Here is a 22204-nt window from a genome sequence, read left to right as displayed (position 1 = left end):
GGGCTTCATGGTTGCATCAGGTTAGGATTTAGACGATTGAACCATCGGCATTCATCCCTTCCATTTTCTCGTCCTCTTTGGGAATCATGTGTTCCCGTTTAAGACCTAACATCAGCAGTAAGGGCGAAGCTACCAATACTGATGAGTAAATCCCAAACATAATCCCGATAGTCAGTGCCAGTGCGAAGTTATGCAGGGCTTCGCCACCAAACCACAACATCGCAAACACCATGATTTGGGTCGACAAGTGGGTAATAATGGTACGCGACATGGTGCTGGTAATCGCACTGTCGATAATGTTCGAGATGGTTTCATCACGCATGGTGCGGATATTTTCCCGAATCCGGTCAAATACCACTACCGATTCGTTCACGGAATAGCCCAGTATTGCCAAAATACCCGCCAATACGGTCAAGTCAAACTGCCATTGGAAGAACGCAAATAACCCAAGGATGATTACCACGTCATGCATATTGGCAACGGTGGCGGAAACCGCAAAACGCCATTCAAAGCGAAATGCGAGGTAAATAATGATGCCTGCCGCTACTAAAATCAGGGCTAAACCACCGTTTTCATACAACTCCTGCCCAACTTGCCCGCCGACGAAATCGACTTTGCTAAGGGTGACATCCGGTGTGCTGGTTTTCAGCACCCCCATGATTTGCTCACTGACTTGAGCGCTGGAAACGCCTTCTTTCAATGGCAAACGGATCAATACATCCTGGGTCGAACCAAAGTTTTGCACCGCTACCTCATGATAGCCAGTGGCTTTGATGGCTTCACGAATGGTGTCGATAGGCGCAGCCTGCGCGTAGCGCACCTCCATCACCGTACCGCCGGTGAAGTCAACCCCCAGATTCAGACCGTAGAAAAACAGCGAGAATACCGAGAACAAGAACGTTCCCAGCGAGATAGCCGTCGTGGTTTTGCCATACCGCATAAACGGAATGACTTTTTTAAGTGAAAAAAACTCAATCATGGTATAGCCCCTTAAATCGCCAGTTTTTGCAGACGTGGTTTGTAACCGTAGACGAGATTAACTATCGCCCGTGACACCGTTACCGCGCTGAACATGGAAGTTAAAATCCCCAAGCACAGCACCACGGCAAAGCCTTTGACAGGGCCGGAACCCAATAAAAACAGTGCAATACCTGCAATCAATGTGGTCAAGTTAGAGTCGATAATCGTACCCCAGGCACGTTCATAGCCGACATTAATAGCAGCTTGTGGCGAGGCACCTGCACGCAGTTCTTCGCGGATACGTTCGTTAATCAAGACGTTGGCATCAATCGCCATACCCAGCGTCAAGGCGATACCTGCCAAACCCGGCAAGGTCAGGGTCGCTTGAATCATGGAAAGCAGCGCAAACAGGAAGAAACCGTTAATAGCCAATGCTAAGCTGGAAATAACGCCGAAAACACGGTAGTAAATCACCATGAACAACACCACCGCAGCAAACCCCCAAATATTGGAGTTAAAGCCCTTTTCGATGTTCTCTTTACCCATGCTAGGGCCGACGGTGCGTTCTTCCACGATATAAACCGGCGCGGCTAATGCACCTGCCCGCAGCAATAAGGCAAGGTCACGTGCTTCTTTCGGCGAATCTAGCCCAGTGATCTGGAAACGTTTACCCAATTGCTCCTGAATACGGGCAACGTTGATAACTTCTTGGGTAGTCTTGCTGGTTTTAACCATTTGCCCGTCGACTTCTTGGGTCTCGATCTTGTTTTCGATGAAGACCACGCCCATCAGTTTTTGAACGTTTTCGCCGGTTACTTTGTTGAACCGGGTAGCACCTTTTCCATCAAGCGTAATGTGTACTGCCGGACGGCTATTCTCATCAAAGCCAGAAGAGGCATCAATAATGAAATCGCCGGTCAGCATCACTTGGCGTTTAAGCAGAATCGGGTCGCCGCTACGCTCTTTGTAAAGCTGTGAGCCAATGGGTGCACGCCCGCTTTGTTGCGCTTGTGTCGGGTCATTTTGCTCATCGACCAAACGGAATTCGAGGGTGGCGGTTGCACCCAGAATTTCTTTAGCGCGGGCGGTATCTTGTACACCGGGGAGCTGTACCACGATGCGGTTAGCGCCTTGTTGCTGGATAACCGGCTCGGCTACTCCCAGTTCGTTCACCCGTTTGCGCAGGGTGGTAATGTTTTGTTGCAGGGCAAACTTTTGAATGTCCAGCATCGCGGTTTGCGAAATACTGGCTTGCAAATCGTTAGTATCAGGCAGTGCGGTGAATTGCAGGCTATTCTGGTATTCCTTGCCAAATGCTGCCATAGCGGCATCGCGGCTGGCGGCATCGCGGAATTTTGCCAGTACCGTATCACCTTCGCGGGCAATGCCCAGATATTTGATGTCTTGTTCGCGCAGGAAATCACGGAATTCGTCTTCGTAGCGGTTAATCTGCTTATCCAATGCCGCTTTCATGTCCACTTCCATGAGGAAATGTACCCCGCCGCGCAAGTCCAACCCTAAGAACATGGGGTTAGCATTCAAAGCGCGTAACCAACTGGGGGTGGAAGGTGCAAGGTTCAGCGCCACCACAAACTGATCACCGACCGCTGCTTTCAAGGCTTCAGACGCTTTGAGTTGCACATCGGTGTCTTCAAAGCGGAACAAGGCTTGTTGACCGTTGTTCTCACTGGCGCGAATGGTTAAGCCTTGCGCCTGTAATGCTTGCTCGAAGCGTTGCATGGTTGCCGGGTCGATAGCCTGTTCGACTTTAGGGCTTAACTGCACCGCCGGTTCAGACGGAAAAAAGTTGGGGACAGAGTAGATCACCCCGATCAGCAGTACGACTGCGATCATGAGGTACTTCCAGAGTGGATAGCGATTCATTGTTATAGGATTCCGTGTGGGGTTGGAGGTGAGGGGGAAAATCCCCCCACTTACCGTTTACGCGCCTTTCATCGTGCCTTTAGGCAGGACAGAAGCAACAGCATGTTTTTGTACTTTGATAGTGACGTTATCAGCAATTGTCAGGTCGACGAAGTTATCACCTAAGCCTGCAATTTTACCCATCACACCACCACCGGTAACGATTTCATCGCCTTTGCTGAGGGATTCGATCATCATTTTATGTTCTTTGGCACGCTTTTGCTGCGGGCGGATAATCATGAAATACATAATGGCGAAAAATACGCCCATCATCAGCAACATTTCGATGCCACCACCCGCTGGTGCGGCTGCACCTTCGGCATGAGCGTTAGATATCAGAAAGTCCACGTTCAATCTCCTTGAATATTAGTGTCGGCGGCTATTATGCCACCTCCCATGAAAAAGCGATAACCTGTTTCAGGTCATCCAGTTGCATCCTGCACATCAAAATCCGGTCGATGCCAAGGGCAACGCCCGCACATTCTGGCAAGCCATCTTCGAGTGCCGCAAGAAACCGTTCATCGACGGGTATGTCATGCCCGCGAGTATTGGCATCTTGTACCAGAATTAAGCGATTCTGCGCTGAATCGGTTTGTTCCTGATAACCATTGCCGAGTTCCACTGCACCTAAATACACCTCAAAACGTTCCGCAACCGCCTGCCCGTCTACCTGCTGTACCGTTGCCAGCGCACTTTGAGTGGCGGGGTAATGGTACAGAAACGTCAGTTGGTCAGTGGGGAAGTGCGGTTCCACACAATGGGTTAATAGCAAATCCCGCCACGCCTGCACCGGCATGTCACCGCTAAAGCCGATACCGTGTGCCTGCGCACAAGCCGATAATTCAGCTTCTGTGGCAAGATGGGGATCAAGCTGCACGGTTTCAAGGAATGCCTCACGATAACTGCAAAAACGCGGGGGTTTTTGCAGGTGCGGAATGAGTATATGCAATAAATCGGCGACTTCGTGCATTAATTGCTGCCAAGTAAAACCGAGCCGATACCATTCCAGCATTGTGAATTCGGGGTTATGGCGTTTGCCGCTTTCATCACGTCGCCACACTTTGCAGAGTTGGTAAATGTCACCCGCACCCTCCACCAGCAAGCGTTTCATCGGGTATTCCGGCGAGGTGTGCAAATAACGCAAACCTTGCGGCGTATTGACGCTGAAACTGTCAATGAACGGGTCGGTGTTGCCCGCTTGCGAAAGTGCTGGGGTTTCGACTTCCAGCACCTTGCGTTCGGCAAAAAAAACGCGCACCTGCTGGTTCAGGGATGCGCGTTCGTGCAAAGCAGCTAGATTCACGCTTTAACGCGGGAAACGTATTCGCCAGTGCGGGTGTCGATTTTGAGGATTTCGCCTTCTTCCATGTAAAGCGGCACTTTCACGACTGCGCCGGTTTCCAGCGTGGCAGGCTTAGTGCCGCCGGTCGCCGTATCACCACGGACGCCGGGGTCGGTTTGGGTGATTTTCAATTCGGCAAAGTTGGGCGTGGTGACTTGCAGCGGTACGCCGTTCCATAAGGTGACGACGCATTTTTCATTGCCTTTTAGCCATTTGACGGCATCAGCCATGGCGGTTGCGCCTGCTTCTAGCTGTTCAAAAGAGCTGCTGTCCATGAATGTCCAGTTTTCGCCGTCGGTATAGAGGTATTCCATATCGCGGTCTTCCACGTCAGCCCCTTCGTGGGTTTCTGTGGATTTGAAGGTTTGTTCAATGGTACGCCCGGTTTTGAGGTTGCGGACGCGGGCGCGGGTGAAGGCTTGACCTTTGCCGGGTTTTACAAAGTCGCTGTCTACGACGGTGTAAGGGTCGCCATTGAGGATAATCTTCACACCAACTCTTAAATCATTGCTACCATAGGTGGCCATTAGTCCGTCTCCAAAATCATCTAAACGTAAAATAGCCCGCTATGATAACCGGAATCCAGATAAAAAATCAGGTAGAAAATGTTGTGTCTGCAAAAGTAGCTGTTTGGCAGCGTGAATTAGCGGCGGCGGTGCGCGATCCGTTGGCGTTGATGCAGGTCTTGGGGTTGGAAGAATACCCCCCATCCCCAGCCCTTCCCCCGCAAGGGGTGAAGGGAGCGGAAGAGGCTGCTCGGCAATTTCGTTTGCTTGTGCCGCATAGTTACATTGCGCGGATGCGGAAAGGCGATTGGAACGATCCGCTGTTACGCCAAGTGTTGCCGTTAGATGCCGAGTTGCAAGTGGTTGAAGGTTTCCACGCTGACCCTGTGGGTGATAATCAGGCGCTGGTGGCGGATGGTGTATTGCACAAGTATCACGGGCGGGTGTTATTGGTGACGACGGGCGCGTGTGCGGTGCATTGCCGTTATTGTTTCCGTCGGCATTTTCCTTACAGCGAGTCGAATCCGGTGAAGGGCGAGTGGGAAGGGGCATTGGCTTATATCCGTGCTAATCCTGATGTGTGCGAAGTGATTTTGAGTGGCGGTGATCCGCTAACGCTTGCTGATGAGCGTTTGGCATTGTTTTTCAAGCAGTTGAACGGTATTTCTCATGTAAAACGAGTACGTTTTCATACCCGTTTGCCGGTGGTGTTGCCGTCGCGGATTGATGCGGGATTTTTGCAGATGCTGGCAACTATTCGTCAGCAAGTGGTGATGGTGATTCACGCCAATCACGCGCAAGAGTTGGCGGCGGACGATGTGCGCCAAGCGTTGGCTGCTTTGCATTCGGCGGGTGTGACTTTGTTGAATCAGGCGGTGCTGTTACGTGGGGTGAATAACAGTGTGCAGGCGCAAGTGAATTTGAGCGAAGCGTTATTTGCGGAACGTGTCTTGCCGTATTACCTGCATGTGCTCGATCGGGTGGCGGGGGCGGCACATTTTGAAGTGGCGGAAACCGAGGCAGTGCACATGGTGGATGGAATGCGCCAACAGTTGCCCGGTTTCCTTGTGCCAAAATTGGTACGCGAAGTGGCAGGGGAAAAAGCCAAAACGCCGATTTTCTAGCTGCGCTTACTGTTGCTTGCGGAAATCCCACGGGGCTTGCGGTTGTTTGTCGCGCCATAAGCCGCGCTTGGCTTTACGCGCTTGTTTTTCCGCAGCGGCATACGCGGCTTGATCGTCAGCGCTTTGCTCTTTGGCGTATGCGTCATAATGCCAGCCGCAACCGGCTTTGATTTGTTCCAGCGCGACATCCTTGCTCTCTACCGTGACTTTGCCAATCACGCGCCCGTAACGGTCGAGTTTGTACGCTTCGACCTCGGCAGTGAGGTTGACGGCGCGGGTCATGAGCATTTCTTTGCATTTTTGCCCGTGTGCTTGTTTGGTTTCAGGCGCGTCAATCCCTTGTAGGCGGATTTTGTAAGTGCGTTTGTTGCTGGCTAACACGGTCAAGGTGTCGCCATCGCTAACCCCGACCACGCGCCCTTGCGCCAACATGGTGCCAGCGTCGGTAATGCGTGCGCCCGGTGGCAGTTGCGCTTGCAGTTTATTATCCGGTTGCACCTCGAAACGGTCGAGACAGCCACCTAATAGGAGAACGCTTAATGCAATCAGCAGACATTTTTTCAAAATAGACTCCACACTGAGAGATTGGGATGAGGCGGTGAATTTTCCCATATTTATCACGGGTAAGCACACGATTCCTGTACTTGCTTGATGCTTAATGGTTTAAACGTCTATTATGGTGCATCTACTCATTCGAGGAAGCCCATGCGTTTATTGACGTTATTGTGTCTGTGCTTATTACCATTGCTGAGCCATGCGGCACACAACACCGTATTACGCGACCACCCCTCCCCGTATTTCCGCTCCCACGCCGATGATAGCATTCATTGGAACACCTTCAGTGCCACCGCTTTTGAACAGGCAAAAGCCAGTGGCAAACCTATCTTGATTTCCAGCGGCTATTCGAGTTGTTACTGGTGTCACAAAATGAAACAAGACACCTTCAGCGACAAAGCGGTGGGGGAAACCGTGAATGCCGGTTTCATCCCGATCATTGTGGATCGCGAGCTAGAGCCGGAGGTCGATGCCTATTTGCAAACCATTATGGAACAGCAACGCGGTTTCGGGGGCTGGCCGCTGACGGTGATGCTCACACCGGACGCGCTACCCATCGGTGGCTTTAACTACACCAAAGCGGATGAGTTTAACGCAACCCTGCAACGTTTCCTCAACGAGTGGGCGACCAATAAAACCAGCATTCAAGAAAAAGCCCAAGCGAAAGCCAATACGCTGACACAACAACGCGATGCGGCGACAACGGTGGCTGATACCACTATGCCCGTCGATGTATTGCAAGCGTTTCTGCAACACGTCAGTGGCGCGGGCGATGAAGAATACGGCGGGTTTGGTGATCAGGAAAAATTCCCGAACTTGCCGCAGCTAAGCGCACTGTTTACCCTGCATCAACTGAAGCCGGATAAAGACTTGTATGCTTTTTTGCAAACCAGTTTGGCAGCGTTGATTGGCGGCGGTTTGCGCGATCATCTGGGCGGTGGATTTTTCCGTTATACCGATGACCGCCGCTGGACACACCCACATTATGAGCAGATGTTATACACCCAAGTATTGGCAGCACCCTTGTTGATTCGGGCAGGCGTGGAATTTAAACAACCGGCATACCTGCAAGCCGGACGCGAGGCATTGTTACATACCCTCACGGCATTCCGGCGCGATGATGGCTTATTGCGTGCCGGATTATCCGCCGTGGGTGGGGATGGCACAGCAGGCGGTTATTACCTGTGGAAACCGGAACAGCTCAGTGCCACCGTCGGCAAGGATTGGCAAAACAGCGTGCATAACCTGTTGGGTGAGGAAGCCGATAAGGTATTGCCTTTCGTAAAAGTCCAAGGCGATGCGGGCAAAGCCTTGCGGGAAAAATTACTGAGCGAACGGCGTGTGCGTCCCCTAAGCAGTGATGATAAAGCCTTGCTGGGTTGGAACGGGTTAGCCTTGAATGCCTTTGCTGCCGCCAAGGGGCTTGACCCCGAACTGCAACAAGCCGGTGAAAAGCTTGCCGCACAATTACTGGCTCTCACCAAACAAGACACGTTGCCGCGCCTGATTGGTGAACCGGCAGCGGGGGAAGCGCAATTCGCGGATCGGGTGTATCTGGCTTACGGTTTGGCAGCGTGGGGCAAAGCCAACGAACAAAGCGCGTTTACCGACGCGGCACGTCAGTTATTGCACGACACTTACCAGCGTTATTACCAAGGCAAGGGCTGGGTGCAAAGTGAAGCGAACCCGCTACTGGGGGAAATTGCCGTGCCGGTGATTGCTGATTCACAATTGCCGTCGCCTTCCGCGTTATGGTTGGTCACGGTTTGGCAAGTCGCCGATCAAGACCCGGTATTACGCAAAATTGCCGAAGAAATCAGCGCAATTTTGCCGAATGCTTTGCGCGATAATGCTTTTTTCCATGCTACCCACATTGCTGCACTCGTCCAACACGCTACCCAGGAGAAACCATGAGCCGTGATTCTTACATGCCATTTTACGGCTGGTTGCTGTGGTTTGGGTTGATGCTGTTTGGTGGGTTTTTGCTGTGGCAATACGGCTTGTGGGCGGAATTATGGGCGAAAGACCAGACGCATTTATCCGCCATCATTGTATTGTTGCTGGTGTTGGTGAGTTTGTATTTGGGGCGTTGCGCTTGGCAGTTGTCGCAGCAAGCCGCTGCTGCTGAAACCTTGAGTGCTGGTTTGCTGAAACTGATACCGCAACAGTGGGAGGGGGCGCGTTGGCTGGAAACACATCCGGCCAGTTGGGCGCAGGAACATTTGATGCTGGTGTTGCGGCAAATGCAGGTGCAAGGTAAAGGCGCACCTGCCGATAGCTTGCAGGCACGTTTGATTGAGCGCGTGCATAGCGGGCACAGTTCGGGTTGGTTTTTATCCGATTTAATGTTGCGCTTAGGTCTGCTCGGCACGGTAATTGGCTTTATGCTGATGTTGGGTTCGGTGTATGAATTGCAGGCGGAAGGCATTAACGCACTCAAACAATTGCTCACCAGCATGGGCGGCGGAATGCAGGTGGCACTGTATACCACGCTGGCGGGTTTAGGCGGGGCAATGCTGGTCAGCATTCAATGCCATTGGTTGGATCGTTGTGCGGATCGGCTGATTAGTCGGATTATCGCGATGAGCGCGGCGGAATTGCCTGCATGAGTTTATACCGCCGCACGGGCAGACAAGTGCCAACTGACCCGTTTATCGACTTGCTGTTTAACACCTTGCTGGGGTTTAGCTTTTTGTTTTTGGTGAGTCTGGTGTTTATTAATCCCGAAGCGGATAAAGCCAAGGTGGATATGCAGGCGGAATACGTGATTTCAGCCACTTGGCAGCCTGATGTGGCGGATGACGTGGATTTGTGGGTACACGCGCCATCGGGTGACACGGTGTCTTACCTCAAAGCCGAAGCCGGTTTTTTGCATCTGGATCGGGATGATCGCGGCAAAATCAATGACACGATTAGCGTGGATGGGCGCGAAGTGGTGCATTCCATCAATCAGGAAATCGTCACGATTCGCAAACGTTACGCGGGGGAATACATTGTCAATCTGTATTATTACCAAGCCGCCTCGCCGCCACCGTTAAAAGTGCAGGTAAAAGTTGACCAGATTAACCCGCGTTTCCAAACCGTATTCGCCGAAACCGTGGAGCTGACAGCACAGGATGCGGAAGTCACAGCGGTGCGTTTCAGCATTGCGGAAGATGGCACGGTGTCTAGTTTCAATAAGTTACCACTGAAATTAACCCCTTATGGCTTAGATCACATTCCGGTGGATGTATGGAATCGTTAACTCTCGTGTTTGCCTATGTGATTCCGCTGGCGTTTGTGGTGTGGCTGTGGTTGGGCAAACCCGGCTGGCGCTGTAAGTTGCTGCTCACGGTGTGTTTGCCGCTGTTTTACTGGCTGCATTGGCAAGGTTTGCAAGATACCAAGGGGTGGCCTGCACCGCAGCCCTTGCCGGAAAAATTCGAGCTGATTGCGGCGGATGTGTTCGAGCCAAGCCAAGGCAAGGACGGCGCGATCCGTATGTGGGTGCGCGAAACCGATGATGGCGAGCCACGGGTGTATGCCTTGCCATACAGCCGAAAATTGCATCAGGCATTGTTTGATACCAAAGAGCGCGTGGCGCAGGGGCGTACCCAAGTGGGTTTGCTCAGCGATGGCGGGGCAGGTGGCGCGGGTGCGCCAGTGGGGAGCGGGCAAATGCTGGAATTTCGGGATAAACCGAAGTCGAATTTACCGCCAAAATATTAATGTCAGGTATTCAAATAGTGCGCTAATATCTCGATTATGAAAACAAAATCAGTGATTGATCTCCGCTTTTACTTGCCCGGTTTATTCCAGCCACTGGATTTATGGTGCAAAGACTTTGCCTTTCAACCCGCCGCCAGCAATCTATTGCGTTTGTGTGCCAACACCAGTGTTATCACCGCACCCGTGCAGGGCTTGGAAGCGACGCTGTTTCATGATTATGGGCAATCGGCGGGCAGTGAAATCCCGTTCGCTTATTACCGTTATTGCGCCGATTTTGGTGTGCCGCCGCCAACAGCGTTGTTGTGTGCGGATCCGGTATGGCTAAAAAGTGGCTTGGATAGCGTGGTCATGCAAGCGGAATTGCCATCACTGACGCTGGATGAAGTGACGCGCTTGTTAGCGGTGCTGAATCGGCATTTGCAAGAAGACGGTTTGCAACTGGTCGCGAAGCATCCACAGCGTTGGTACTTGTTGGGGGAACGAATACAAACGGATGCCAGCTTGCGCACTGTGCCGTTGTCGCAAGCCTTGGGGCAAAGCATTTTTGCGTTGCTGCCACAAGGCGATAAACGTTACTGGCATCGCTTGCTCAATGAGATCCAGATGTTATTGCACACGTGCGAAAGCCCAGCGGTGAATGCCTTGTGGCTGTGGGGGGCGGCAAATCCGGCTTCCATTACTCCCTTGCCAGCAAATGCATTCGGCGGCTTTATTGGCACAACGCTGACCAGTCAGGTAATGACATTGGCAAGCAATACGCCACATCAAGCGCTCACAACATTGTCTGAAGCTAACTTGGAAACCGGCAAAACTTACGCGCTGGTTCTCGATGCCTTGCATGTACCGAGTGTGAGTGATGACATGCAAAGCTGGCAACAAGCGCTTGATTTAATGGATCAGCATTGGTTCGCACCGGCATCGGCAGGGATGCAGTCCGGTAAGTTCACGGTCAGCCTGACGGCTTGCGATGGGCGCACTTTGTATTGCCAGCAGACCCCTGCATGGAAGTTTTGGCAAACCCGCAGTGCTACGTGGGAACAGCTTAGGGAACGCGGGTAACGATACTTTCAAAACTGCCGTCTTGCAGTTGCGTGGTAACGGTTTGCCCCAGACGTAAAGCGGTGGTGCTGCGGATAACTGTTCCGGTTTCCTGATGGCGCACAATGCCATAGCCGCGTTCCAGCGTTGCCAAGGGGCTAAGAGCGTGTAATTGCCCGGCTTGCATTTGCAACTTGTCCCGCGCTTTAGCCAACCGTTGTTGGATTAACACGTGCAGATACTGTTGCCAGCGTAGCAGTTGCGCCTGTTGCCTTGGGATCTGGCGTTGCGGGGATTGCAGGTGTAAGCGTGAGGATAGGTTCATCACACGCTGTTGCTGGCTTTGCAGGTAACGTTGCAGGGCAGCCCGGAGGCGCATGTCCAATTCATCCAGCCGTTGCACTTTTTGTTGTAAGCGATTGGTAGGGCGCTGATTTTCCAAGCGTTGCTGCAAACGTTGCAGGTGTTCGCTGGCGGTTTGTAAGCGCCGTTGCTGAGTGCGTTGCAGTTGAAAAAACAACCGTTGCACCTGAGTTTGCAGTGCTGCCATATCGGGGCTGACCAATTCAGCGGCTGCGGATGGCGTCGGTGCGCGGACATCTGCGACGAAATCGGCAATGGTGAAATCAATTTCATGCCCGACCCCACTGATAATGGGTAAGGAACAGGCGTAAATGGCGTGTGCAACCACTTCCTCGTTAAACGACCACAAGTCTTCGATGGAACCGCCACCGCGTGCCAAAATCAGCACGTCGCAACGTTGTTCGCGGTCAGCTTGGCGAATCGCATTGACGATTTGTTCCTTAGAACCTTCACCTTGCACCAATACGGGGTAAACCATTACCGGAATTTGTGGGCAACGCCGTTTCAAGACATTGATAATGTCGCGGATTGCAGCACCTGTGGGCGAGGTAATGACCCCGATACAGCGCGGAAACGCGGGCAGGGTTTGCTTGTGTTCGGGGGCAAATAAGCCTTGTGCCTGCAAGCTGCGTTTGAGTTCTTCAAACTGGCGTTGCAATGCGCCAACTCCGGCATCTTCCATGTGTTCGATAATGAACTGGTATTCGCCGCGAGGCTCGTACAAGCCGACCTTGCCGCGCACCAGCACTTTCAAACCGTTTTTAGGGATAAGCTTCAGGCTGGAGGCTCGCCCTTTGAACATGGCACAGCGCACTTGCGCCCCGGCATCTTTCAGGCCGAGGTACAAATGCCCGGAACTCGCACGGATAAAGTTGGATATTTCACCTTCCACCCACAGGGCAGGCAAGCCTTGGGATAGGAGTTGCCCGACTTCGGCGTTGAGTTGGGAAATGCTGAAAATGACTCGTTCGGTTTGCATGGGCTAACTTTATAAAAAAGCTGGGGTAAAAAAAAGCCGGGACATTGCCCGGCTTTTTCGTGCTCAAATAAGAGTAGAGATCAGCTTATTTGGCTACAGGGCCAGCAGTTTTAGCTTTTGCAGCTTGTTCCTGACCTTGTACACCTGCAATTTCAACCATTTTGGCGATTTTAATGGCATTGTCTTTCTTGCCATCATTAGCCGCTTTGATTGCGTCTTCCAATTGCTTGCCAGCAGGTTTACCACCCCAGTACCATTCAAAACCGGCTTTTTTCGCCGCATCATTGGCAGTTTTGGCAGCTTCGATAGCTGCTTTTACTTCAGCGTCAACATCGGCTTTCAGTTCAACCGTTTCTTCTTTCTTTGTTTCTGCTGGTTTGTCGGCTTTTGCTTCCGTCGCTTCGGCTTTCTTTTCCTCAGCGGCAAAAGCCACGGATGTCATCAGGGACAATGCGAGTGCTGCAAATAGTGCTTTAAAGTTCATCAATGGGATCCTCCTCTCCTGAAAGTTACGTCAATGAGATAAATCAAATTACTTGAAATACTCTGGTGCGTATTGATAGCAGTTTACCGACTCAAGGTCAAACCCTATAATGAGTTGCTTCTTTCTCACAGATGGACATAAGCCCCATGCGTATCCTTCAGGAAGCCCTTACTTTCGACGACGTTCTCTTAGTACCTGCCCATTCTACGGTGTTGCCTGCCGATGCCAATTTACGAACTCCGCTGACCCGCGACATTATGTTGAATATACCCTTGCTGTCGGCTGCAATGGATACGGTCACCGAAGCGCGGTTGGCGATTGCCCTTGCCCAAGAGGGTGGTATGGGCATTCTCCACAAAAACATGAGTATTCAGGCGCAAGCTGATCAAGTTCGGACCGTGAAAAAATACGAAAGCGGTATTATTAAAAACCCGATTACGGTTTCGCCTGATGTCACGATCCGTGAAGTATTGGCGTTGACCCGTGCGAATAATATTTCCGGCGTACCGGTAGTGCAGGGTGAAGATTTGGTCGGTATCGTGACCGGACGTGACCTGCGCTTTGAAACCCAACTCGATGAGCCGGTCAGCACCATCATGACCCCGAAAGAGCGCTTGGTAACGGTGGAAGAGGGCGCAAGTAAAGGGCAAATCCGCAAGTTGCTGCACACCCACCGTATTGAAAAAGTACTGGTCATCAATGACCAATTCCAATTACGCGGTTTGATTACCGTGAAAGACATTCAAAAATCCACCGATTTCCCGAATGCGTGCAAAGACGACCAAGGTCAACTGTTGGTCGGTGCAGCGGTTGGCGTGGGTTACGGCACGGAAGATCGGGTGCGTGCGCTGGTCGAGGCCGGTGTAGATGTGATTATCGTCGACACCGCGCACGGGCATTCCCAAGGCGTGTTGGATCGGGTGAAGTGGGTCAAGGACAACTTCCCGCAAGTTCAAGTCATCGGCGGCAATATTGCCACGGGTGAGGCAGCGTTAGCGCTGGTGGCAGCGGGTGCGGATGCGGTGAAAGTCGGCATTGGCCCCGGTTCCATTTGCACCACTCGAATCGTTGCGGGTGTCGGCGTGCCACAAGTGTCTGCGGTAATGAATGTGGCGAAAGCACTGGAAGGCACGGGTGTGCCATTGATTGCTGATGGCGGTATTCGCTATTCCGGCGACATTGCCAAAGCCTTGGCGGCGGGGGCGCATACCGTGATGTTGGGTGGGATGTTCGCGGGGACGGAAGAAGCACCGGGTGAGGTGGAATTGTTCCAAGGGCGTTCGTATAAGTCTTACCGTGGCATGGGTTCACTGGGGGCGATGGCGAAGGGTTCTAGCGACCGTTACTTCCAGGACGGTTCGGAAAATGCGGCGGATAAGCTCGTGCCGGAAGGTATTGAAGGGCGTGTGCCGTACAAAGGGCCGCTTGCACCGATTATTCACCAGATGATGGGCGGTTTGCGTTCCAGCATGGGGTATGTGGGCTGCAAGGATTTGGAAGAAATGCGTACCAAGCCGCAATTCGTGCGGATTTCCAGCGCGGGTATGCGTGAATCGCACGTTCATGACGTGACTATTACTAAAGAATCGCCAAACTACCGGGTGTAATTGATGACACAGAATATTCATGCGGATCGTGTACTGATCCTCGATTTCGGTTCGCAATATACGCAGTTGATTGCGCGGCGCGTGCGCGAGGTTGGGGTTTATTGTGAGATTTACCCGTGGGATGTGGAGGCGCAAGCCGTCGCTGATTTTGGTGCGAAGGGCATTATCCTTTCGGGTGGCCCTGAGTCGGTGACGGATGCTGAACCGCCGAAAGCACCGGAGAATGTGTTTACGCTGGGTGTGCCGGTGTTGGGCATTTGCTACGGGATGCAGACGATGGCGGTGCAACTCGGTGGTGCGGTGGAATCGTCCAGCCATTGCGAGTTTGGTTATGCGCAAGTGCGGGCGCGTGGGCATACCGAATTATTGCGTGAAATCGAAGATCATGTGACCGCTGACGGTTTTGGTTTGCTGGATGTGTGGATGTCGCATGGCGATAAAGTCACCGCGATGCCGGAAGGCTTTAAGCTGATGGCCAGCACCGATTCCGCGCCGATTGCGGGGATGGCGGATGAATCGCGGCATTTCTACGCGCTGCAATTCCACCCGGAAGTGACTCATACCAAGCAGGGCAAGCGTATTTTGCAACGCTTTGTGCAGGGCATTTGCGGTTGTGCGGGGTTGTGGACGACGGCGAATATCATCGACGAAAACATCCGCACGGTGCGTGAGAAAGTCGGATCGGATGAAGTCATCCTTGGCTTGTCTGGCGGGGTGGATTCGTCGGTGGTTGCGGCGTTATTGCACAAGGCGATTGGTACGCAATTGACTTGCGTATTCGTGGATACGGGTTTGCTGCGTTACCGCGAAGGCGATCAAGTGATGGCGATGTTCGCCGAACACATGGGCGTGAAAGTGATCCGGGTGGATGCGGAGGAACGTTTCCTGTCAGCTCTCGCGGGTGTCACTGACCCGGAGAAAAAGCGCAAGATTATTGGCGGGTTGTTCATTGATATTTTCGATGAGGAGTCTTCCAAGCTGACTTCGGCGAAATGGTTGGCGCAAGGCACGATTTACCCCGATGTGATCGAGTCTGCGGGGGCGAAAACCGGTAAGGCGCATTTGATTAAGTCGCACCATAACGTCGGTGGTTTGCCGGAAAACATGAAGCTGGGGCTGGTCGAGCCGTTACGTGAATTGTTTAAGGACGAAGTGCGCGTGATGGGCGTGGAACTCGGTTTGCCGCCGGAAATGGTGTATCGCCATCCGTTCCCCGGCCCTGGTTTGGGCGTGCGGATTCTGGGTGAGGTGAAGAAGGAATACGCGGATTTGCTGCGGCTGGCTGACCATATTTTCATTGAAGAACTGCGCAAGCATGATTTGTATGACAAGACTTCGCAGGCGTTTGCGGTGTTTTTGCCGGTGAAATCGGTGGGTGTGACCGGCGATGGGCGGCGTTACGATTATGTGATTGCGTTGCGGGCGGTGGAGACGATTGACTTCATGACGGCGCGTTGGGCGCATTTGCCGTATGAGTTGTTGGATCTATTGTCGCGGCGGATTATCAATGAAATACGTGGGGTTTCGCGGGTGGTTTATGATATTTCGGGGAAACCTCCGGCTACGATTGAGTGGGAGTGAAGACCCTCACCCCCCATCCCCCTCTCCCGGAGGTAGAGGGGGAGTAAGAATGTGGTGGCGAGCTTCTGTTGTAGGAGCTTGCCCTGCAAGCGATTCTTTCCTTGCGCATCCTTTGTTCAGCCGCTATAAAGAAAAATAATTTTTACGGGCTGGAGAAATCAAAATGGGACAAAAACTCGAACTGGCGGCAGTACTTGAAGCATTACGTGAAGAGCTGAATATTGCTAAGCGTGAAGGCGATGGGCATGACCTGCGTTTTAACATTGATAATCTGGAAGTGGAGCTGCAAACCGTCGTTGAAAAAAAAGTGGCGGGTGAGGCGGGGGGAAAAGTTAGGTTTTGGGTATTGGATGCTGATACCAAAGCCAGTGGTGAGTACAAGGATGCTGTCACACAGAAGATCAAACTCACTTTGAAAGTGGTTGATACCAGTAAACCAGCAATAGATGGTAAGTCACCATTGGCTCAGGTAGGTGGCGATAGCTGATGAACCCGCATCTGATCGTCAAAATCACAGTGCTTCGCACTGATCAGGACAAGCATGGGAAAACGCGGACAAGGACAGGAACTGGATATGTTATTGCTGATGGGCTAGTTCTTACTGCCCATCATGTGGTTGAGTTTGCAGAGCGGGATAAGATGCAGCCCATTCAGTTGGAATGGACAAAGCTATCCAACAAGGATGATCCATGCACGGCACAAATGACCAAAGTAATTTGGGCTAAGCATGATGTGGCTATTTTGGAGTGTGTTATGCCAGCTTTGGTAAAGGCACATTCGGTGAATTTACCAAAGCTGGCAATAAGCAAAGTCGTTAGTCGTAAGCATTGGGAAAGTGCAGGTTATCCCAAAATTAAGCAGTTTCAACTTGAAGATGCTACGGGAGAATTTGGTGTTGATTTGGATGAACCCACCTTAAATCTAACATTAACTGATACTTACGATCATGTCAGTGTTCCAAAAGAGTTAATTGAAACGGGTTGGGGCGGAATGTCTGGCGCACCTGTATTTAGTCTTGACAGTGGGCAGTTACAAGCCGTGATCATCGTGCATAACTTATGGATGAAACAACGGTTAGTAGCCGTTTCAATTCCGTGGCTATTGCACAATGAAGAATTATTTCGTGAAATCGTTAAGCCTGCTAAGCAGGTAACAGCCCAATTGCACGCCAAGGTAAAAGCCGAAGCGACACGCATTCTGGATGGACAAGCGGTGCTGCGTGAGAAATTGAAAGCCGCCTTGAAGCTGGATTCCTGTGCTATCGCGGCTGACATCGCAGCACACCTTGTTGAAAAGCAAGAGGTTAGTCAGGCAGTTGGAGTACTCGCTCAAATCTCGTTGGAGCTAGATAAGAAAAAGCCGGAGTCACTCAAGGAGCGCTGGGAAGATTATCTAACCCATGTTGAGCAATTGTGCGGCTGGTTGTTGATCAATAGCGTTGATCCTGACTGGTGGCTTCAACATGAGGCAAGTTTGCAAAGCATTGCCCAAGATAGCGTTACCCGCAGTTTATCGCTGGATACACAAGCCTATGTGGAAGTCATCATTTCGCGCAGTTTATTACAGCAAGCCCGCTATGATCTTGATGAATACGGTGATCCCATACCCGCCAGCAGCATTCATGACCCGATGGTGTTTGATGGGCATACGGCGGGTGCATCCGATATTCAGATATTGAGTGAGATTTTTAAGCAATTGCGACGAGTCGACAGCGCACCGCAAGATGTTGATAGGCTTCTGGCTGATATACAAAAAACTGCCCGTGCCTTATCGAAACGTCAAGGTGGTAAACCGATCTATTACATCGTTTCTAATACTTATTTGGAGATGTTAAAGGATTTGGCTTGTTACCCGAAGCTGAAAGAAAAACTAGCAGGATGTGTACAGTTCATCTGTTGTGTGCAAACGAGTCTTGATGAGTTGTCGCCTTGTCGTGAAGATCAAAGTTCGTTGCTGGAAGATCTAGCCGTTATACTCCGACTCAAGAACCCCAAGCGAGTAGCTGCCCATGTCTAAACAAGAAGTGCCTAAGCTCAAGGATTTTATCCCTCCCAATTTTACCGTTTCCAATCTGGGGCGGAAGTTGCACCACGTTTTCAACGAAGAGGATTGCTACGCACTCTGGGCGGCGTATTCCGCAGGGCGACCGTTGTTGGTGAGAGGAAAACCGGGGACAGGTAAGAGCCAGATGGCAAAAGCGATAGCCGAACAATTGGGCTGGGCGTTTGTCAGTGAAGTCATACACGGTAGTACCGAACTTAGCGATTTGCATTGCCACTTTGATGCGATAGGGCGTTTAGGTGAAGCGTAAGCACGTAGTATGGGTAACGATTCACCCCCAGCATCAGGTTGCAGCGCGATCCAAGATCGGCTTAATCCGCTGAACTTCCTTTCGCCCGGTGTATTCTGGTGGGCTTATGATTGGCAGGCAGCCGCGTATCAGTATCAAGCCTGTTATACCCGCTTACGCCCTGAACCGTTAAAGCCCGACAGCACAACCCCGCAAGGTAAAACATGGCAGCCACAAACAGGCGGTGTTGTGTTGCTCTTGGATGAAATTGATAAAGCCGAGCCTGATTTGCCTAATGGTTTATTGGAAACTTTAGGGCAATACCGTTTTAGTGTTCCTTACCTGCATGATACCCACCAGCAGGCGGATGCGAACAGTGTATTGAATAACCCTGTGCAGGCTGATCCTTTGCGGGTGTTGGTGGTGATTACCACGAATGAGGAGCGTGAATTGCCCTCTGCCTTCGTGCGCCGCTGTTTTGTACACACCTTGAAAATGGAAGAGTCCCCCGAAAAAATAACGGTGACATGGCATGATGAGCCTGTTGAAAAACGCCATGTGTGGTTAGTGGAACGCGGTAAATTGCATTTTGGTAGCCGTATTGCGGATGCTGTCTATTTGCAGGCGGCTAAACAGCTATGGGCAGATAGGGAAGGGGATACCCCAAACCGTTATCCACCGGGATTAGCGGAATACATCGACTTGCTGAGTGCACTGCAATCGTTAGATAAAACAGAACAACAAACCCGGCTTGATAAAATAGCCCGTTATGCCCTGAAAAAAGAAGTGGACGGTTAAACAATGACATGGGGGCGGTTGGCACTGTTACAAGTGGCGGGAGAAGAGGATGCCAAGCTGCAAAAAATGGCGACTGTGTTTGGTTATGTCAAACAGTCTGCGCCAGAACCGCTTATCGTTGATGATGCCGATACCGCTTCACACCACACCACTTCAACGCTGATACCGTTTGAAACGACACCAGACGTAGCCATTCCACAACGCCCACCTGCCCGTTTTTTACGGGTCAATAAAATCATCCGTTCAACAGAGCCGGACAAACAAGCGTCGGACTATCTGCATGACCCCGCCATGCGTTTATTGCCTAATGCAAACAGCACGGATTCATACCATTTTGCACCGCCACCACCCTTATTGCCGCTCTCACGCCTTATTCCGTTTTTGTTGAATAGCCTTGGGGTATCTCGCACCAGCAAACGTTTGGATCAGCAACAACTGGCACGCCAAGTGGCATTGGGTAAAGCGTTGCAGCGTTTACCGCAGATGTCGCGCCAACATTGGGCGCAACGTTTGCATATTATTGTGGATGCAGGGCTGCATTTAGAACCGTATTGGGGCGATTTTGCGCGTGTCATCCAACAATTCAAGGCGTTGTTGGGTGAGGATGCTGTTGAAGCTATCCGTTTTGAGGATACGGCTTGGTCTGGGGAAATACCTGATTGTATCCCGTGGCCGGGGCAGGCGGATGACGAGTGGCAACAGTGGCAACTCCCACCAGCGGATGTACCGATTTTGGTCTTGGGGGATTTGGGGGTAACAGCCGATAATGTTAGTGCAAGTGCTCAGTGGTCGCGTTTGCTCAAGGTATTGCGTTCGCATCCTGCACCACTACTGACTCTCAGCCCCGTGATGCGCTCCCCGCGTCAGCGGTGGCTATGCCGCACATTCAAGCCACACCCTTTAAATGATGCTTATCGGTTGCCACGTCATCCGGGGCAAAATGGCTTTGCGTTGACGGCAGTTTTATCTGTTCCCATGAGTGAGATTCTGGCTTTATTGTCGTGTTTGCCGGTGGTGGATACGGGGTTATTGCGGCGTTTGCGGCTGGCATTGCATTGGGGCGGTAGTGAACGGGAAGGCGAAATCTGGAATCACCCTGACATCCGCCGCATTGGATTAGGTATCCGTTTGGATGAGCGGGTAGCAGAACATTACCGCCAAGACTATCAAGCGCATTTCGCCGGTTCGCAGCAAGCCGAAACATTGTGGCAGCTTGTGCAAGCGCATCACGCCTCTGCTTTTGAGGGGTTGCGGCAACTGGAAAAACTGAATCAGTGTGTGTTGGAACAGCGTGATGATGCCGCGTTACGGGACTATCTGCAACGCTTGTGTGCCACTGTTACCCAAGAGGGACAAGGTTCGGCACGGCATAAAATCTTGGTAATGCAATGCCGCACTATTCTGGCTTCTAAACCAGAAAGCATTTGGAGTAGTGAGCATAATGAGCTGGCGTATCACTTGTTTGGGGTGGCTTACGCAGAAGACATTCGGGCGGGTAAGTGGCCTGAGCAATTGGAAAAAGACTTTGATCCGGCACGATTGCAGTGGGTGCTGGATGCAAAGGCGCGGGAGGAATGGGTTCAGTGGCAGGTAGTGCAAGTCGGTGATCAGGGGCAATTTAAGCTACAACAAGCACAACGGGCAGATGGGTTGGCAATAACACCTGTTGCGGAATTCAGTGCGTTGCGTGGTTTGCCACCGACGGTATTGTTTGCTCCCATTGATGGTGGTCAGCATTCTATCGCAGTGGAAGGAGCTGTTTATCAAGCCGAACAGGGATTGGTTGGAATCGAATCAGCTACCCATCGGGTAGAATTGCAGGCTATTACCAAACCTAGTTGGGCAAGCCAGATCTGGCGTGACAAAAAAGGCTTGCAGGCTGAAGTTGTTTTTGCGGGTAAGGTATATACCGTCCTATGGAGGGAGGCAACCGATGCAGTTATCAGTTATTGGGAATGGCCTAAACCTTTTGGGCAAGAGGTACTGAGTGATATTAATAGCTATCAGGATGGTTTAGGTCTTTACGCTGACCTTGACATAAAAGGCATCACCCAACGCTTCCGCTGGATCGAACCCGGCACATTCCTCATGGGTTCGCCCGAATCCGAAACAGACCGTGAACCGTGGATAAATGGCAGTGAAACCCAACACCCAGTCACCCTAACCCAAGGCTTCTGGCTGGCAGATACCACTGTCACCCAATCGCTATGGCAAGCTGTCATGGGTAAAAATCCCAGCAGCTTCACCGACAGTCACAATAACCCGGTAGAACAGGTAAGCTGGAATGACAGTCAGGAATTTATTAAAAAACTGAATGGCCTGCTTCCCGGTCTTCAGGCCAAACTTCCGACTGAAGCCCAGTGGGAATACGCTTGCCGTGCCGGAACCACCACGCCGTTTTCGTTCGGCAATAACATCACCCCAGAACAAGTTAATTACGACGGAAATTACCCCTACGCCAATGGTGAAAAAGGTCTATATAGAGAAAAGACTGTTCCCGTCAAATCCCTTCCAGCCAACCCGTGGGGGTTGTATGAAATGCACGGCAACGTGTGGGAATGGTGTCAGGATGTGTGGCAAGAAAAATTACCGGCTTCGCCGGTTAAAGATCCGGAGGGTGTCGCCGGAGGCGACCAAGCGGGCGTCAAGCGCGTCGTTCGCGGCGGTTCGTGGTACATCAACGGCAGGCTCGTGCGTTCTGCCTTCCGTTACAGGTACGATCCCGCTGAGCGTTTCAGCTCCCTTGGTTTCCGGCTTGTCCTAGGTCTTGAGCTACAGCCAGCCCAGCAGGGCGGTGGAACCGCAAAACAAGAGGAGCGGACGGCGGGGACACAGACAGGCGCGAGCGGGACGCCGCGACAGGCTGGGTCAGCGCCGGGAGCGGTGGACAAAGCAGGAAAATTTGTCAAAGGATTGAAGAATCTTTTCGGGAAGTAGGTTGGGCTT

General features: G+C 51.8%; 21 protein-coding genes. 13 read left to right on the top strand and 8 right to left on the bottom strand.

Annotated features, from left to right (window positions below):
* Positions 1 to 28: 28 nt before the first annotated feature.
* From secF to efp, 5 genes are read right to left on the bottom strand one after another with little or no spacing between them, the layout of a single operon-like run.
* Positions 29 to 979: a protein translocase subunit SecF gene (gene secF / locus L2Y54_RS14405; protein WP_236497022.1), complete on the bottom strand. Its 951-nt coding sequence runs from the start codon at positions 977 to 979 to the stop codon at positions 29 to 31.
* Between the two features lie 11 nt (positions 980 to 990).
* On the bottom strand, positions 991 to 2844 hold the full coding sequence (gene secD / locus L2Y54_RS14400) for a protein translocase subunit SecD (RefSeq protein WP_236497021.1): 1854 nt from the start codon (positions 2842 to 2844) through the stop codon (positions 991 to 993).
* A 57-nt stretch (positions 2845 to 2901) separates the two neighbouring features.
* Positions 2902 to 3231, bottom strand: a complete 330-nt coding sequence (gene yajC, locus L2Y54_RS14395) for a preprotein translocase subunit YajC (RefSeq protein WP_236497020.1) — start codon at positions 3229 to 3231, stop codon at positions 2902 to 2904.
* A gap of 34 nt (positions 3232 to 3265) precedes the next feature.
* Positions 3266 to 4186: an EF-P lysine aminoacylase EpmA gene (gene epmA, locus L2Y54_RS14390; RefSeq protein WP_236497018.1), complete on the bottom strand. Its 921-nt coding sequence runs from the start codon at positions 4184 to 4186 to the stop codon at positions 3266 to 3268.
* Positions 4183 to 4752, bottom strand: a complete 570-nt coding sequence (gene efp, locus L2Y54_RS14385; protein ID WP_202717214.1) for an elongation factor P — start codon at positions 4750 to 4752, stop codon at positions 4183 to 4185. Before efp ends, epmA begins: the two co-directional genes overlap by 4 nt.
* An 83-nt stretch (positions 4753 to 4835) precedes the next feature.
* Here efp and epmB point away from each other — a divergent pair, with 83 nt between their 5' ends.
* On the top strand, positions 4836 to 5855 hold the full coding sequence (gene epmB / locus L2Y54_RS14380; protein WP_311196195.1) for an EF-P beta-lysylation protein EpmB: 1020 nt from the start codon (positions 4836 to 4838) through the stop codon (positions 5853 to 5855).
* A 6-nt stretch (positions 5856 to 5861) separates the two neighbouring features.
* Here epmB and L2Y54_RS14375 read toward each other — a convergent pair whose 3' ends face one another.
* Positions 5862 to 6419 carry a thermonuclease family protein gene (locus tag L2Y54_RS14375; RefSeq protein ID WP_236497015.1) on the bottom strand — a complete coding sequence of 186 codons (558 nt, stop codon included), beginning with the start codon at positions 6417 to 6419 and terminating at the stop codon, positions 5862 to 5864.
* Positions 6420 to 6560: 141 nt separating this feature from the next.
* Here L2Y54_RS14375 and L2Y54_RS14370 point away from each other — a divergent pair, with 141 nt between their 5' ends.
* The 5 genes from L2Y54_RS14370 to L2Y54_RS14350 are packed head-to-tail and all read left to right on the top strand — an operon-like array spanning position 6561 to position 11177.
* Entirely contained in the window at positions 6561 to 8324 is a 1764-nt protein-coding gene (locus tag L2Y54_RS14370; protein ID WP_236497013.1) for a thioredoxin domain-containing protein, read from the top strand.
* Positions 8321 to 9019: a MotA/TolQ/ExbB proton channel family protein gene (locus L2Y54_RS14365; RefSeq protein ID WP_236497012.1), complete on the top strand. Its 699-nt coding sequence runs from the start codon at positions 8321 to 8323 to the stop codon at positions 9017 to 9019. Before L2Y54_RS14370 ends, L2Y54_RS14365 begins: the two co-directional genes overlap by 4 nt.
* Positions 9016 to 9654 carry a hypothetical protein gene (locus L2Y54_RS14360; protein WP_236497011.1) on the top strand — a complete coding sequence of 213 codons (639 nt, stop codon included), beginning with the start codon at positions 9016 to 9018 and terminating at the stop codon, positions 9652 to 9654. The genes L2Y54_RS14365 and L2Y54_RS14360 overlap by 4 nt, the downstream gene beginning before the upstream one ends.
* Complete coding sequence (locus L2Y54_RS14355) at positions 9642 to 10118, top strand: hypothetical protein (protein ID WP_236497009.1); 477 nt, start codon at positions 9642 to 9644, stop codon at positions 10116 to 10118. The genes L2Y54_RS14360 and L2Y54_RS14355 overlap by 13 nt, the downstream gene beginning before the upstream one ends.
* A gap of 36 nt (positions 10119 to 10154) precedes the next feature.
* The gene (locus tag L2Y54_RS14350; RefSeq protein ID WP_236497007.1) at positions 10155 to 11177 is read left to right on the top strand and encodes a hypothetical protein; all 1023 of its coding nucleotides are present in this window, start codon (positions 10155 to 10157) and stop codon (positions 11175 to 11177) included.
* Here L2Y54_RS14350 and xseA read toward each other — a convergent pair.
* On the bottom strand, positions 11161 to 12498 hold the full coding sequence (gene xseA, locus L2Y54_RS14345; RefSeq protein ID WP_236497006.1) for an exodeoxyribonuclease VII large subunit: 1338 nt from the start codon (positions 12496 to 12498) through the stop codon (positions 11161 to 11163). The two genes, L2Y54_RS14350 and xseA, sit on opposite strands and share 17 nt — an antisense overlap.
* A gap of 85 nt (positions 12499 to 12583) precedes the next feature.
* Complete coding sequence (locus tag L2Y54_RS14340; protein ID WP_236497004.1) at positions 12584 to 12982, bottom strand: hypothetical protein; 399 nt, start codon at positions 12980 to 12982, stop codon at positions 12584 to 12586.
* Positions 12983 to 13128: 146 nt separating this feature from the next.
* Here L2Y54_RS14340 and guaB point away from each other — a divergent pair, with 146 nt between their 5' ends.
* The 7 genes from guaB (at position 13129) to L2Y54_RS14305 (ending at position 22195) form a co-directional block, all read left to right on the top strand.
* A complete protein-coding gene (gene guaB, locus L2Y54_RS14335; RefSeq protein WP_236497003.1) occupies positions 13129 to 14589 on the top strand; it encodes an IMP dehydrogenase in 1461 nt (486 codons plus the stop codon).
* A gap of 3 nt (positions 14590 to 14592) precedes the next feature.
* The gene (gene guaA, locus L2Y54_RS14330; RefSeq protein ID WP_236497001.1) at positions 14593 to 16170 is read left to right on the top strand and encodes a glutamine-hydrolyzing GMP synthase; all 1578 of its coding nucleotides are present in this window, start codon (positions 14593 to 14595) and stop codon (positions 16168 to 16170) included.
* A 163-nt stretch (positions 16171 to 16333) separates the two neighbouring features.
* Positions 16334 to 16657, top strand: a complete 324-nt coding sequence (locus L2Y54_RS14325; protein WP_236496999.1) for a trypco2 family protein — start codon at positions 16334 to 16336, stop codon at positions 16655 to 16657.
* The gene (locus L2Y54_RS14320; protein WP_236496998.1) at positions 16657 to 18186 is read left to right on the top strand and encodes a trypsin-like peptidase domain-containing protein; all 1530 of its coding nucleotides are present in this window, start codon (positions 16657 to 16659) and stop codon (positions 18184 to 18186) included. Before L2Y54_RS14325 ends, L2Y54_RS14320 begins: the two co-directional genes overlap by 1 nt.
* Positions 18179 to 18481 (top strand): AAA family ATPase, encoded by a 303-nt coding sequence (locus L2Y54_RS14315; protein ID WP_236496996.1) that lies wholly within the window; start codon positions 18179 to 18181, stop codon positions 18479 to 18481. Before L2Y54_RS14320 ends, L2Y54_RS14315 begins: the two co-directional genes overlap by 8 nt.
* Before the next feature lie 9 nt (positions 18482 to 18490).
* A complete protein-coding gene (locus L2Y54_RS14310) occupies positions 18491 to 19258 on the top strand; it encodes a MoxR family ATPase (protein ID WP_236496994.1) in 768 nt (255 codons plus the stop codon).
* A 3-nt stretch (positions 19259 to 19261) separates the two neighbouring features.
* Entirely contained in the window at positions 19262 to 22195 is a 2934-nt protein-coding gene (locus tag L2Y54_RS14305; RefSeq protein WP_236496993.1) for a formylglycine-generating enzyme family protein, read from the top strand.
* The last annotated feature ends 9 nt before the right edge of the window (positions 22196 to 22204 follow it).

The organism is Thiothrix winogradskyi (genome assembly GCF_021650935.1).
GTDB lineage: Bacteria > Pseudomonadota > Gammaproteobacteria > Thiotrichales > Thiotrichaceae > Thiothrix > Thiothrix winogradskyi.
The sequence above is the reverse complement of the archived record's forward strand: the minus strand, read 5'-3'. Positions and strand labels throughout refer to the sequence as shown.

Excerpts from the sequence above, each read along its gene's own strand:
- L2Y54_RS14370 (WP_236497013.1), top strand. The coding sequence starts at position 6,561 with ATGCGTTTATTGACGTTATTGTGTCTGTGCTTATTACCATTGCTGAGC.
- secF (WP_236497022.1), bottom strand. The coding sequence starts at position 979 with ATGATTGAGTTTTTTTCACTTAAAAAAGTCATTCCGTTTATGCGGTAT.
- guaA (WP_236497001.1), top strand. The coding sequence starts at position 14,593 with ATGACACAGAATATTCATGCGGATCGTGTACTGATCCTCGATTTCGGT.
- L2Y54_RS14305 (WP_236496993.1), top strand. The coding sequence starts at position 19,262 with ATGACATGGGGGCGGTTGGCACTGTTACAAGTGGCGGGAGAAGAGGAT.
- L2Y54_RS14325 (WP_236496999.1), top strand. The coding sequence starts at position 16,334 with ATGGGACAAAAACTCGAACTGGCGGCAGTACTTGAAGCATTACGTGAA.
- L2Y54_RS14340 (WP_236497004.1), bottom strand. The coding sequence starts at position 12,982 with ATGAACTTTAAAGCACTATTTGCAGCACTCGCATTGTCCCTGATGACA.
- xseA (WP_236497006.1), bottom strand. The coding sequence starts at position 12,498 with ATGCAAACCGAACGAGTCATTTTCAGCATTTCCCAACTCAACGCCGAA.
- L2Y54_RS14355 (WP_236497009.1), top strand. The coding sequence starts at position 9,642 with ATGGAATCGTTAACTCTCGTGTTTGCCTATGTGATTCCGCTGGCGTTT.
- secD (WP_236497021.1), bottom strand. The coding sequence starts at position 2,844 with ATGAATCGCTATCCACTCTGGAAGTACCTCATGATCGCAGTCGTACTG.
- L2Y54_RS14310 (WP_236496994.1), top strand. The coding sequence starts at position 18,491 with ATGGGTAACGATTCACCCCCAGCATCAGGTTGCAGCGCGATCCAAGAT.
- L2Y54_RS14360 (WP_236497011.1), top strand. The coding sequence starts at position 9,016 with ATGAGTTTATACCGCCGCACGGGCAGACAAGTGCCAACTGACCCGTTT.
- L2Y54_RS14320 (WP_236496998.1), top strand. The coding sequence starts at position 16,657 with ATGAACCCGCATCTGATCGTCAAAATCACAGTGCTTCGCACTGATCAG.
- L2Y54_RS14365 (WP_236497012.1), top strand. The coding sequence starts at position 8,321 with ATGAGCCGTGATTCTTACATGCCATTTTACGGCTGGTTGCTGTGGTTT.
- efp (WP_202717214.1), bottom strand. The coding sequence starts at position 4,752 with ATGGCCACCTATGGTAGCAATGATTTAAGAGTTGGTGTGAAGATTATC.
- guaB (WP_236497003.1), top strand. The coding sequence starts at position 13,129 with ATGCGTATCCTTCAGGAAGCCCTTACTTTCGACGACGTTCTCTTAGTA.
- L2Y54_RS14350 (WP_236497007.1), top strand. The coding sequence starts at position 10,155 with ATGAAAACAAAATCAGTGATTGATCTCCGCTTTTACTTGCCCGGTTTA.
- L2Y54_RS14315 (WP_236496996.1), top strand. The coding sequence starts at position 18,179 with ATGTCTAAACAAGAAGTGCCTAAGCTCAAGGATTTTATCCCTCCCAAT.